Annotated in this window: 13 protein-coding genes and 1 other RNA gene; 5 read left to right on the top strand and 9 right to left on the bottom strand. The window is 58.6% G+C overall.

What is annotated here, in order from left to right; genetic code table 11:
• Positions 1–244: 244 nt before the first annotated feature.
• Entirely contained in the window at positions 245–1345 is a 1101-nt protein-coding gene (gene hemE, locus ACVWZ1_RS11000; protein WP_414356279.1) for a uroporphyrinogen decarboxylase, read from the top strand.
• 87 nt (positions 1346–1432) lie between these two features.
• Complete coding sequence (locus ACVWZ1_RS10995; protein ID WP_414351237.1) at positions 1433–2416, top strand: glycosyltransferase family 2 protein; 984 nt, start codon at positions 1433–1435, stop codon at positions 2414–2416.
• Here the strand turns inward: ACVWZ1_RS10995 and ACVWZ1_RS10990 are convergent.
• Complete coding sequence (locus ACVWZ1_RS10990) at positions 2371–3252, bottom strand: inositol monophosphatase family protein (protein ID WP_457503369.1); 882 nt, start codon at positions 3250–3252, stop codon at positions 2371–2373. The genes ACVWZ1_RS10995 and ACVWZ1_RS10990 overlap by 46 nt on opposite strands.
• A 137-nt stretch (positions 3253–3389) precedes the next feature.
• Here ACVWZ1_RS10990 and ACVWZ1_RS10985 point away from each other — a divergent pair, with 137 nt between their 5' ends.
• Positions 3390–5360: a protein kinase domain-containing protein gene (locus ACVWZ1_RS10985; RefSeq protein ID WP_457503368.1), complete on the top strand. Its 1971-nt coding sequence runs from the start codon at positions 3390–3392 to the stop codon at positions 5358–5360.
• A 207-nt stretch (positions 5361–5567) separates the two neighbouring features.
• Here ACVWZ1_RS10985 and ssrS read toward each other — a convergent pair.
• Positions 5568–5755: non-coding RNA, 6S RNA (ssrS, locus tag ACVWZ1_RS10980), on the bottom strand.
• A gap of 85 nt (positions 5756–5840) precedes the next feature.
• Here ssrS and ACVWZ1_RS10975 point away from each other — a divergent pair.
• Positions 5841–6365 (top strand): YIP1 family protein, encoded by a 525-nt coding sequence (locus ACVWZ1_RS10975; protein WP_414356283.1) that lies wholly within the window; start codon positions 5841–5843, stop codon positions 6363–6365.
• A gap of 198 nt (positions 6366–6563) precedes the next feature.
• Here ACVWZ1_RS10975 and ACVWZ1_RS10970 read toward each other — a convergent pair whose 3' ends face one another.
• The 4 genes from ACVWZ1_RS10970 to ACVWZ1_RS10955 all read right to left on the bottom strand — a co-directional run bounded on the left by ACVWZ1_RS10970 (position 6564) and on the right by ACVWZ1_RS10955 (position 9657).
• On the bottom strand, positions 6564–6791 hold the full coding sequence (locus tag ACVWZ1_RS10970; protein WP_011434056.1) for an indolepyruvate ferredoxin oxidoreductase subunit alpha: 228 nt from the start codon (positions 6789–6791) through the stop codon (positions 6564–6566).
• Between the two features lie 395 nt (positions 6792–7186).
• Complete coding sequence (gene mreD, locus ACVWZ1_RS10965; protein ID WP_414356284.1) at positions 7187–7831, bottom strand: rod shape-determining protein MreD; 645 nt, start codon at positions 7829–7831, stop codon at positions 7187–7189.
• On the bottom strand, positions 7809–8561 hold the full coding sequence (gene mreC, locus ACVWZ1_RS10960; RefSeq protein WP_011434053.1) for a rod shape-determining protein MreC: 753 nt from the start codon (positions 8559–8561) through the stop codon (positions 7809–7811). Before mreC ends, mreD begins: the two co-directional genes overlap by 23 nt.
• A 67-nt stretch (positions 8562–8628) precedes the next feature.
• Positions 8629–9657, bottom strand: a complete 1029-nt coding sequence (locus tag ACVWZ1_RS10955) for a rod shape-determining protein (RefSeq protein WP_457467214.1) — start codon at positions 9655–9657, stop codon at positions 8629–8631.
• A gap of 456 nt (positions 9658–10113) precedes the next feature.
• Here ACVWZ1_RS10955 and ACVWZ1_RS10950 point away from each other — a divergent pair, with 456 nt between their 5' ends.
• Positions 10114–10527, top strand: coding sequence for a VOC family protein (locus ACVWZ1_RS10950; RefSeq protein WP_414342826.1), 414 nt, complete (start codon positions 10114–10116; stop codon positions 10525–10527).
• On the opposite strand, the gene ACVWZ1_RS10945 is transcribed toward ACVWZ1_RS10950, so the two are convergent.
• The 3 genes from ACVWZ1_RS10945 to ACVWZ1_RS10935 form a co-directional block, all read right to left on the bottom strand.
• Positions 10524–11117 (bottom strand): SAM-dependent methyltransferase, encoded by a 594-nt coding sequence (locus tag ACVWZ1_RS10945; protein ID WP_414373469.1) that lies wholly within the window; start codon positions 11115–11117, stop codon positions 10524–10526. The genes ACVWZ1_RS10950 and ACVWZ1_RS10945 overlap by 4 nt on opposite strands.
• A gap of 133 nt (positions 11118–11250) precedes the next feature.
• Positions 11251–12018, bottom strand: coding sequence for an RNA polymerase sigma factor SigF (locus ACVWZ1_RS10940; protein WP_414356291.1), 768 nt, complete (start codon positions 12016–12018; stop codon positions 11251–11253).
• On the bottom strand, positions 12005–12199 hold the full coding sequence (locus ACVWZ1_RS10935) for a hypothetical protein (RefSeq protein ID WP_414356292.1): 195 nt from the start codon (positions 12197–12199) through the stop codon (positions 12005–12007). The genes ACVWZ1_RS10940 and ACVWZ1_RS10935 overlap by 14 nt, the downstream gene beginning before the upstream one ends.
• Between the last annotated feature and the right edge of the window lie 30 nt (positions 12200–12229).

Here is a 12229-nt window from a genome sequence, read left to right as displayed (position 1 = left end):
AGAGAATCGACAAGTGCGGGGAGTCCATGTATCCCGACGCTGATGCTTTGCATACAGCGCGGGACTTATAGCTCCCCGCGCCCCTCCTTTGTTAATGGGGATCCCAGCCCAGAGGCCAAAAGGACAAAAAGTGACGGCAAGTTGCAACCGATGAAGAAACCGCAGGGATCCTGAGCCGCCAACTTGCGGTTGCTGTCGCCACAATGTCAGGATTCATAAGGATCTTTAGCCGGATTGCCCTCCTATGTCCCACTCGCCTGTTCAGCTCAGCGCCACCTCCTCCACCGCCAGCGGTGCGGAGCACTTGGGTGACCGTTTGCTGCGGGCGGCCCGAGGGGAAGTGCTGGATCGCCCTCCAGTTTGGATGATGCGCCAGGCGGGTCGCTACATGGCGGCCTACCGCGAGCTGCAAAGCAAGTACACCTTTAAGCAGCGTTGCGAGATCCCGGAGCTGGCCGTCGAGATCTCGTTGCAACCGTTTCGGGCCTTTGCCCCTGATGGGGTGATCCTGTTCAGCGATATCCTCACCCCCCTTGAGGGCATGGGCATCCCCTTTGAGCTGGTGGAGCATCAGGGGCCGATCATCGACCCGCCGATTCGTTCGCAAGCCCAAATTGAACGCATTCGCCTCCTGGAACCGGAAGAAAGTCTGCCTTTCATCAAGACCATTCTCAGCACCCTGCGCCGCGAGGTGGAAGGAAAAGCGACGCTGCTGGGATTTGTCGGCTCCCCCTGGACTCTGGCCTGCTATGCCGTGGAAGGGCGCAGCTCCAAAGATTACGCCCACATCAAGAGCTTGGCCTTCGCGCAGCCGCCATTGCTGCATCAGTTGCTGAGTAAGCTGGCCGACAGCATTGCCCGCTACGTGATCTACCAGATCGAGTGCGGCGCCCAGGTGGTGCAGTTGTTCGATACTTGGGCCGGCCAGCTCAGCCCAGTCGATTACGAGTGTTGGGCCTTGCCCTACCAAAAGCAAATTGTGGATCAGGTGAAAGCTCGCTATCCGCAGGTGCCACTGATCCTCTACATCAACGGCAGCGCCGCTTTGCTGGAGCGGGTGGGCAAAGCCGGCATCGACGTGTTCAGCCTCGATTGGATGAGCGACATGGCAGAGGCCAGGGCTCGCCTGGGATCCCTAGCGGTGCAGGGCAATCTGGATCCAATGGTGTTGCTGGGATCCCCGGAGTTCATCCGGCAGCGCACCCTAGAGGTGATTCGAAAAGCCGGATCCCGTGGACACATCATGAACTTGGGCCATGGCATCCACCCAAGCACTCCAGAAGCCAATGTCCATTACTTTTTCGAGACGGTGCGCCAGTCGGCAGAGCTCCTAAAAGCCCTCTAGCCCAACAGGCAGCGCGAACCCCTCCTCCCTGAAGCGTTTTGCTCAACTTTTGCTCTAAGGTTGCACGGCCATCTCCAGGGATCCCCGGTGTACATCAGCGTCATCATTCCCACCTACAACCGCCGTCCGATTTTGGAGCAGTGTCTGCGGGCCTTGGCGCAGCAACAGCCCGGCCCCTACGAGGGCTACGAGGTGGTGGTGGTGGACGACGGCTCCACCGATGGCACAGTGGAATGGCTGCAGAACAACCCCATCGGCTTGCCCCAGTGGAAACTGTTGCAGCAGGAGCACCGTGGCCCCGCCGCTGCCCGCAACTTGGGGTTTCGCCACGCCCAGGGATCCCTCATCGTCTTTATCGACAGCGACCTGGTGGTGGTGGATCACTTCTTGGCCAGCCACGCCCAGATGCTGCGACGACACGGCGTCACAGGGGATCCCCGCTCCCCCCACGAGGCCAAGGTCTTCACCTACGGGCGGGTGATCAACACGAGCAATTTTCAGGATCCCCGCTCCGAACCCTTCAAGCCCACCGATTTTTCGGCAGCCTTTTTCGCCACCGGCAACGTGGCCATTGCCCGCCATTGGTTGGAGCTGGCCTGCGAAACCCCCGCCGGCCCCTTTGACGAGCGGTTTCACCTCTACGGCTGGGAAGACCTGGAGCTGGGGGTGCGGCTAAAACGTTTGGGCCTGCGCCTGGTCAAGTGCCCCCAGGCCACCGGCTACCACTGGCATCCACCCTTTGAGCTGCAGCAGATCCCAGGATTGATTGAGCGGGAACGGCAGCGGGGCCGCATGGGTATTCTCTTTTACCAAAAACACCCCACCTGGGCCGTGCGCCTGATGATCCAACTGACGCCCCTGCACCAATTCCTGTGGGGCCTTTTATCCCTGGGGGGCTGGCTGAACGAGAAGCGGGTGGAACCGCTGCTGCGCTGGTTGATCCGGCATGGCCGCTCGCAGTTGGCCTTGGAGCTGTGCCGGATTTTTTTCCTCAACTGGTACAACGTGCAGGCCGTTTACGAAAGCTACAGAGCGATGAAGGCGCGAAATAAGGGGATCCACTCGGCTTGAGCTGCCACCAGGGCGGGGTAAGTGAGTCGGCCATAATCCTTGCCGGGAATGAGAGGCTGGCCGGGATCCGGATCGGCACAGCTCAGGGGTTCCCAAACGGCGCCGGCCCCCTTGACAATGGCCCACACTGCCGCCACATCCCAGATCTTGGGCGAGCGTTCTACCGCCCCCAAAAGGCTGCCACCGGCCACCGCCAGCAGGTTGTAGGCAGCACCCCCCAACATCCGCGCTTTGCAAGGGAATTGCGGGCTAATCCAATGGCTGCTGCGGGAACAGAAATTGAACAATTGGTTGGGGCCGGGTGAGGCGGTGCTAGGACGGATTGGCTGGGGACAGGCGGGATCCCGGTCGTGGCGGGTGAGAAAAGCCCCTGCCGCTGCATCTTCAGGAAACTGGGGCCAATAGCCGTAAAAAGTCTGGCGAATGGGCGGCAGATGGACACAGCCAAACACCGGCACGCCCCAATGCAGCAAAGCCAAGGAGCTGCCCCAAATGGGGATCCCACGGGCAAAATTGGTGGTGCCATCCAAAGGATCCACTACCCAACACCACTCCTTCTCGGGAAAAATGTGGTTGGATTCCTCGCTCAGATAACCGTGATCGGGGTAGGCAGCGGCAATGGCCCCTTGAAAAGCGCGATCCGCCCACTGGTCAGAAGAGGTTACCAAGCTGCCGTCGGCTTTTAAGGACTCCGTCCCGCTGGCGCGAACCGTAGGGTGGGCCTGGCCAAAGTCTACCAAGAGCTGGGATCCCACGCTGGCCGTGGCCTGCAGGGCAAACTCGGTAACCTCCAGCCAGAAAGGGGATAGAGCAGCAGTTGCAGAAGGAGCACTCATGCCCCAATCCTAGCGGGATCCCTGGCTTTTGGGGTGAAAAAGGGTTCGCAATGGCAAGCGGATCCCTCACCAGCAGGTTTTAAGCCCCTAAGCTGACTAGAATCATAGGTAGACTCCCCGGCTGGCCGCCCTCCTCCATGAACCAGCGCCTGATTGGACAACTGATTGGCAACCGCTACCGGCTGACCCGCCACATCAGCGAAGGTGGCTACGGCAATGTGTTCGAGGCGGTGGATACCCAGCTCAATGACGAGCTGGTGGCCGTCAAGTTGTTGCGCCCGCCGCCACCGGACATGGGCCCAGAGTACTACCAGCAACTGCAGCAACGCTTCATGGATGAGGCCAGGGTCAGCGCTCTATTGGGCGAGCACCCCAACATCGTGCAGGTGCGCTCTTACGGCCTGTACCAAAACCAGCCCTACCTGGTGATGGAGTACCTGAATGCCAAACCCTACAGCGGCCAGGGGTTGGACTATGTGCTGGCTCGGGAAGGCCCCCTGCACCCAGAGCGGGTGGTGAACTTGGCTCTGCAGATTTGCTCTGCCCTGCACCACGCCCACAACTTTCAGATGGATCTGGGCAAACACTCCATTCGCGGCGTCATCCACCGCGACATCAAGCCCAGCAATATCTTTGTGCAGAAAGGGCCCGATGGGAAAGAGCGGGTCAAGATCCTGGACTTTGGCATTTCCAAGCTCATGGGGGAGACCTCTCGTGGCCTGACGCAAACGGGCTATTTTTTAGGCACGATGGTCTACGCCTCGCCGGAGCAAATGCGCGGAGAAAAGCTGGATGGCCGCTCCGACATCTACTCGCTGGGGGTGGTGCTGTACGAGCTGTTAACCGGTGCGCTGCCCTTCGAGCCGGATACCGACACCTTGCAGGGCTGGTACCACGTCCACAACTTTCAAAAGCCCCGCCCCTTCCAAGACCACAAGCTAGCCCACCCCATCCCCGCTGCCCTGGAGAAGGTTGTCCTCCAGTGCCTAGAGAAAGACCCTGCTCTCCGCCCGGCCAACATGGAAGTGCTCGGCCAGCAGCTACAGGCTGTCTATGGAAACAAGATCGCCCCTCCTGCCCCGTTCGTTCCCTCAAGTTCATCTCCTGCATCTCCAGGTGTTCGTCCCCAGCGGATCCCGACCGGATTTGGCCAGCCGACTTCCCAACAGCCCCGAACTGCCCCAGTTGAGGAAGAAAAGCTCCAGCAGGCGGTCAGTCTGATCGAGGCAGGCGAGTACAAGATGGCCGTCCATTTGCTCAACGAGCTGATCCAGAGCGCCCCCAACGAAGCCCGCTACTATCTCTACCGCGGTCTGGCCCACCAACGACAGGGGCATTGGGGCCTTGCCCAGATGGACTATCAAGGGGTGCTGCGGCTGGAACCGGGTAACCCTTCAGCGGAACAGGGACTGCGCGAGGTAGAGCAGAAAGTTGGGCAAGAACATGTCAACAGCCAGTCTGGTTCTCATCTGTTGTTGAATGTGTTGAATACGCCACGCCTGAGCAAAGGGTTGGCGTTGGGCTGGCTCTTGGCCAATTGGGGGGCGTCTGGGATCGGCTACCTGGGGTTGGGGGCATTGGCTCCTCTGCTGGCGGCTTTGGGATCATTACAAGGGGCGGTGGCTGGAGCCGGCCTTGGCTTCCTGATGGGGCTGCTACAGTGGGCGGTGTTGCGGCGGCAGGTTTCTGTGGGATGGGTGGCTGCAACTCTGCTGGCCACGGCTTTGGGTTGGGTGGCAGCGGATTTCCTCGCTCCCCAGGTGGGGGTGGCAACCTCTGCTTTTAACCCGACAGATCCCTGGCTCCAAAATGCCTTGCGGGCGATGGGAGATGTGCTGCGCGGTTTGCTGGTGGGGGTTGGCGTCGGTGGGCTGCAATGGGCCTTGTGGTCTCAGGGCTGGAAAGGTGGCCGGGCTTGGCTCTTGGCGGCAGTTGCCGAAGGGGCAGGATCGGCTCTGTTGATGGGCTGGCTGCTGGCCAATACTGCCTTGAACAGTTGGCTGCTGCTGATCGTGGGGCTACTGGCCAACACGCGCCCCCTCAGCGCAATGGTGCTTTTGAATTTGCGCCGGATCCCTACTGTTCAAAATCAACAACAAGCCTCTTAGGCCCCAGGGATCCCGTTCCGAAAAACAACCGCAGTTCGACAGTCCCTTTGACTCTCTCTAGGAAAGAGGGGAGCCAGGAATTGAAATAGATCATCATGGTACTGGATCCACCTGGCTATGGGCAATTTGGCTTGGGATCCCGTAAAGCAATGGCAATTCAACTGCAACATTCAAGCAACAAAAAGGCCCCCTTTCGAGGGCTCTTTTGAGGATACTGTTGCGCCGTTTTACCGTGGTTTTCGACCTGGAAAATCCAGTATAGGATACCGGGGATGATTGTTGATAGTTTCCAAATCTAAGTTTGGCTTACTGCTCTCACATCCACTTCCCATCCTAATTGTCGAAGGGTATAGATCGCAAAAACATAACGGCAGTCACCAACGCCGCAGAATCCTTTTCCAATCATACCCCATTTTTGGGATGTGCCTGTCAAGTGCTCATAAGGGCTAGGATGAAAGATAGCTTGACTTGTTGCCGGCCATGCTCGGTTCCTGGTTAGACAACATCTATGGCGCTTGGTTTCTGCCGGAGCGCACTTTTCGGGCACTGCGGGAACAGCCCGTTCTCTGGCAAGCCTTTGGGGTGGTGGGGCTGCTTAACGTCCTAGAGGCGATTCGCCGCTCTGGGGCAAGCCTGCCGAGCATGGTGCTGGCAGTACTGATGGGATCCCTGGGCTGGGTGAGTTTGGCGGCTTTGCTGCAGTTGCTGGCCTTCTGTTTAGGTCGGGCTGCCCCTTCCTTTTCGGCGCTGCTGTGCTTGACGGGGTTTGCCGGCTTGCCGTGGCTGCTGCTGGGGCCTGCTCAATCGTTGGGTGGGGTACTGGGATCCCTGCTGGGCCTTGCAGCGCTGCTGTGGTTTGTGGTTTGGCAGGTGCGGGCGGTAGCTGTAGCGCTGGATTTGGAGTGGTGGCGCCTGGTGGGCCTGATCCCATTGGCTTTCCTAGGGGGGATCCTGTCCCTGAGCTGGCTGACCAGCGGCGTCGTTGCTCTGGCTTCCTTGCGCTAAAGCTTATAGTTGTTTCAGGTTAGGGTGAGACGCCTGGGCTACCAAGAAAAGCCTTCTGGTTCTGCGTATTGTTGCTCCGCAACGCTGACGCGACGATGCGACCAGGGCTTTAGGTGTGGGTGCAGTGTCCTAGTTGGAGTTGAAATGATCATAATTCCCATTGGATCTTGGGGTGTGGCCAGGGATGCTTCCCCGGAATTAGCGGGGCACTCGCTGCAGATGCGGCTTTTCCTCCGGCAGAATAGCGCCCTCTACGGGGCAGACCTGTAAACAGATGCCACAGTCAATGCAGGTGGAAAACTCAATCCAAAAGTAGTCGGTGCCTTTGGCATTTTTGGTATCGCCGGGGTGGATGCAGGCGACGGGGCAAGCCTCTACACAGTCGGCCACACCTTCACAGATATCGGTGACAATTGTATGCGGCATGGATCCCTCCCAATGAACGCTCTAAGTCAAATCCTAAGTGCAGTTGCCACAAGGTCAGCCTTTACGTCGCCTGCGCTTCCTATGCTGTTGACTTTTTGATTAGAATGCGCGATATTTGCCCGAAGCTGCCTGAAAAAGATGGGACTTATATCTCAGTTCTAGGGTTCATTTTAGGCCAAAATTGCTCCCCAACGAAGAATTTTCCGGATTGTCGCTTTTTCTGACTTTGTCTGGGGCCTCTCAGCACAGCGCCAACATGTGGGAGGTCAGAGACAGTCGGCAAACCGGCTCCCACCGCCTCGAGAGTTCTTTCTTGCCAAAAATGCCAAGGGACATACTCTGCTTTGGCCTAAGTTTTAACCGAAAGGTAGGATGATTTGCCACAAAACCAAAGGCTAAACCTCTCTGGGATCCCGCTCTTGAGATTGCCACCAACGGCTGAGGGGCCAGTACAAAGCAGGTGCCCAGAGGCTACTTAAAATAGCAGACGTGAGGGCATTGCGTTGATGGTTCCACCAGATGCTCTCCAGAGAACGCGAACCGTCGCCGCCGATGCTGCCGAAAGAGTGAAGGGAGTTCCCCAATCCATCTAGCAAAGTTTGCATTCCCGCCGGATCCAGGCCCTCGGATCCCTGGGAGGCGGCAAGCCACATCCACTGCAGCGCCATCAGGGTTTCGGCAATCACCACCATACCAAAAACGATCAAGGCCACCGAGATGAAGTCTTCTTGCATGTAGCGTTGTTTTTGCAGCTTGGCGGTGAGGATCCCGACTACGGCCAGCCCCAGCGCATGGGTAGGACAAGGGCTGGTCAGCGCATCTTGCAGAAAACCCAGGGTGACCCCGGCAACAGCTCCCTGCCAAGCTTTACGCCGCACACTCCAGCACACCACCCAGATCAAGGGCCAATCTGGGGTTAAGCCTGCCAGCTCCAAGCCCGGCCCGCGCCACCAAGGGGCCACTGCTGCCAGCAATCCTGATAGGGCAGTCACCACCCAGTTGAGGTGAGACTTGAGCTTAAGAATCAGAGGGTTGAGCATAGCGGTAGATCAAGGCCCATTCCAAGAGGCCCAGCGGCGCCGACAGTTCGACAGTGGCTTGGGGGGCAGGGCTGGCATCCAAGTTGACCGCTCGAACCGTTCCCACCACCACCCCGGCTGGGTAAAAGCTGCTCAGGCCCGAGGTCACCACCACATCCCCCACCTCTACTTTGGGAGCCTTGTCGAAAAAATCCAAAATGGCGCTCTGGGTGCCCGTACCCCTCAGGATGCCCATGTGTCGGCTGCGACTCAACATCACCCCAACACGGCTGGTGGGATCGCTGATCAGGAGCACTCGGCTGGTGTTGGGCGTGACCGACTCAACTCGCCCGATCAACCCGCCCGGCGCCATGACTACATCTCCCACCCTGACTCCATGCCGGCTGCCGCGGCTGAGGGTGAGCTGTTGCCACCAGTGATCGGCGCTGCGACCCACCACTGCTGCCGGGATCCCCGCTTGGGGCATCTGCTCGGTAAATTGCAGCAGCCGCTTCAGCTCGCGGTTTTGGTACTGCAACTCGGCTACCAGGGCTTGCAGCTCACGGTTGGCGGCCTGGCTGAGCACCGCGGCGGGATCCACAGGTGGACGGGCCGGGGCGGTGATCCAACTGTACAGCTCCACCAACAGGGATCCCTGGGTTTGGCGCAAGCCCAATGCTACCCCCATCGCCAAAGCAGACAGGAGTAACCCCAAGCCGTAGCGCCTCCACCATTGGCGTAGCCGATTCAAGCAATACCTCTCCGACCCACTCGACTCACACCTCAAATCAGGAAATCAGGGAGAGGGAGAAGCGCCTCTAGCCCTTGAAGCTGCCGCTCAACACTCGACCCAAGGTTTTGAAATCCTCCAGAACTCGCCCTGTACCCAGCACCACACAACTGAGGGGATCCGGAGCAATGTGAACCAAGATCCCGGTTTCATGGCTGATCAGGGCATCCAGACCCTTGAGCAAGGCTCCTCCGCCGGCCAGCATGATGCCGCGGTCGATAATGTCGGCAGCCAATTCCGGTGGAGTGCGCTCCAGGGTGCGCTTAATGGCTTCCACAATCACCGAGAGGGGCTCGGCCATGCTCTCGCGGATTTCGGTGCTTTTCACCGTAACGGTACGGGGTAAACCGGAGAGCAGGTGTAACCCGCGCACCTCCATGGTCAGTTCCTCTTGAATCGGGTAGGCAGAACCGATCTGAATCTTGATCTCTTCGGCAGTGCGCTCCCCGATGGTGAGGTTGTGAACCTTTTTCATGTACTGGACGATGGCCTCGCTCAGCTCATCTCCCGCTACCCGCACGGACTCGCTCAGCACGATCCCCTGCAAACTGAGGACGGCTACCTCAGTGGTGCCGCCGCCAATGTCGATGATCATGTTCCCAGTGGGCTCTTGCACCGGCAGCCCGGCCCCGATTGCTGCTGCCACCGGCTCATCCACCAAATACACCTCCCGCGACCCAGCTTGGAGAGCGGCTTCCATCACCGCCCGTCGCTCCACCCCAGTCACACCGCTGGGGATCCCAATCACAATGCGGGGAGCAATCAGGTACCGGCCCTCGTGTACGCGGTGGATGAAGTGTTTTAGCATCATCTCCGCCGTGTCGAAATCGGCAATCACCCCATCTCGCAGAGGACGCACCGCTACAATGTTGCCGGGGGTACGGCCCAACATTTTTTTGGCATCTTCCCCCACAGCCAGGGGTTGCTTGGTGTTTTGGTCGATGGCGACCACAGAGGGCTCTTGCAGGACAATGCCTCGCCCGGCCACGTAGACCAGCGTGTTGGCAGTGCCCAAATCAATGCCCATATCACGGGAAAATCGGCTGAAGAACCCCACGGTAAGTCGCTCCAGTCTTGATTTGGGAAGAAGCAGCAAGCTTTGGTACCTACTATAGTCTAGTTCTGCTAGAGAATCTCCCCCGAAGAGTGGGAATCTGCTCCAGAGAAACCGGCTATGGCTGTATCCCAGCCAGCTGTGGAAGATCGAATTCGCCGCTAAGGTGCAATCCTGTTGTGATTCGGGATCCCTCGTGCCTAAGGTTGCCATTGCTCCAGCCGGCTATCCGGCCATCGCCCCCTATTCTCCCGGCGTGAAGGTGGGCAAAATACCCTCTACATCTCGGGCACATTGGCCCTGGATCCGGAGGGCAAGACGGTGGATCCGACATCGCCACCCAGACTCGCGTGGTGTTGGAGCTGAGTGACATCCTCCCGACGCTCACCCTGCGGGTACAGCGCGGGGCTTCTCGGCAGTTTAGCTAAGATAGACCAGCCCGGTCTTTTGGCGGTTGCGATGCAGCTCTCTGGTGCCTTGGTTAGCGTGGCTACCCTGGACTTGCCTCGTCTACAACGCTTCTATCGGGATCTCTTGGGGATCTCTCCCCAAGTCCAGCTCCCGACAGAGGGGGATCCGGTGTACGTAGAGTTTCGTCTGCCAGGGTTGCGGCTGGGCCTCTATCGCAGCCGTCATCTCGATGGTGGTGCCCAAGCCGCAGCGGTGAGCCTCTGCCTGCAGGTGCAAGATTTACAGGGATCCCTGACAACACTGGAAGGGTTGGCGGGAGCTTATCAGCTCTCCATTTCCCCCCTGCGGCAAGCCTTTCACGGACAGGAGGTGGATTTTCGGGATCCCGATGGCAACCGGATTGTGCTGCACCAGCCCTCTGCTGCTTTTGAGGAAGCGACGGCCTGGGATCCCCAGGGTTAGATCCGCCAAAGGTAGATGGTGTAGGTGTTGATGACATCCGATACGGTGGTGGTGGCGGTGGGGGGCCAATCCCCCATGTCGAAGGAGTGGGTGACCAGACGAGCGCCGGGCCGAAGCTGGGAGCGCAACTTGTCTCGGATCAGCAGGTGGGAGCTGGGCAGCAAATAACAACTCACCACCGTCGCCGGGGTTAAGTCCAGAGTGAGCAGATCCTGCTGGAGAAAGGTGACTCGATCCTGAACTTGGGCTTCTTGGGCCCGCTGTTGGGCTTCCAGGATGCGCTCCGGGTCGATATCCACCCCCACGCCCCGCGTGCCAAAGCGCTGTGCCGCCCGGATGAGAATGCGGCCATCCCCACAGCCCAAGTCGTACAGAGTATCCTCGCTCCCCACCTGGGCCAAATCCAGCATGGCATCCACAACCAAGGGCAAGGTGCGCACATAGGGGGCTAAGCGGATTCCCTCTGGACTTTGCCGGTTGGACTGGCGTTGGAAGAAGGGATCCCTGACCACCGAGTTCTGACCGAGCTTAGGCTTGAAACCGCGGGGTGCCAAGGGTCGATCCCGAGAAGAGCGGTTTTTTCTATTCATCAAATACTCTCGTCCATGTTTCCATCAGTCTATCAATCTGTTGCGGTACAGAGCCCTCGCTGTTCTACAGGGTGGAAAGCCACCGCCAGTTGCGTCGGTTCCAGCATCTCGAAAAATATTCTGATTCAACAACTTAAAAAATATCTTGATTCAACAACTTGGCCAGACGTTCCAGCCCCTTTTTGACTTGGCGGGAAACGGTAACGGCGCTGATCCCCAGCCGCTCTGCCGTTTCTTTTTGGGTGAGGTCGTAGAAGAAGACAAATTCCAAAATCTTGCGGGTGCGTTCCTCCAGCTTGGCCAAGGCATGCTGTAGGCGAATGCGGTCTTCTTCGGCCAGTTGAAAACTGCGGTAGCGCTGATCCGGAACGACCTCCCCCAAAGCGACGCTGTCTTCCTCGGTTTGAATCGGGGCATCCAGGCTGAGCAAAAGGCTGTTTTGTTGAGCCAGTTCCAGCTCTCGCCATTCCTGCTCCGTCAGTTGTAGGGCTTCTCTCACCTCGGCCTCAGAGGGAGAACGGCCCAACTCTTGCCGCAGACGGGCAATCACCTTCTTGGCTTGTCGTTGCAGAGTTGTCCAGCGGCGTGGGATCCGCATGGTGGGGCTCTTGTCTCGCAGGTAATGTTGAATTTCTCCGCGAATGTAGGGCATGGCAAAGGAGCTGAAAGCCAGCCCACGGGTAATATCAAACCGTTCGATGGCCTGAATCAAACCCAAGCAGCCAACTTGGACCAGGTCATCGTACCCCTCATTGCACTGGTTGCGCCAGTGATGGGCTTCTTTGCGCACCAAGCCCATGTTTATTTCCACCAGTCGATTGCGCAGGGCCGGATCCCGATTCTGGTGGTACAGCCGCAACAGTTCGGCGGTTCGGGCTTTAACATCCTCATGAGATGCCATAGATCCACATGCGGCTGGGAATCCGGTCTTGGCCAAAGGCAATGGAGTGGAGGCCGCCGGTCGCCTCGGTGAGACGGAGTTCTTGGGAGAGATCAGGCGAGGGGCCGTTATCATAGAGAACCACTTTACCGATTTGCCGAAAATAACTGTAGAACCAGCACTTAAGGAACTGGAAAACCATTCAAAGGCTGAGGATCCCACGCATAATCAA

This window comes from Thermostichus sp. MS-CIW-25, from assembly GCF_054060015.1.
This window is presented reverse-complemented; position numbering and strand designations above follow the sequence as displayed.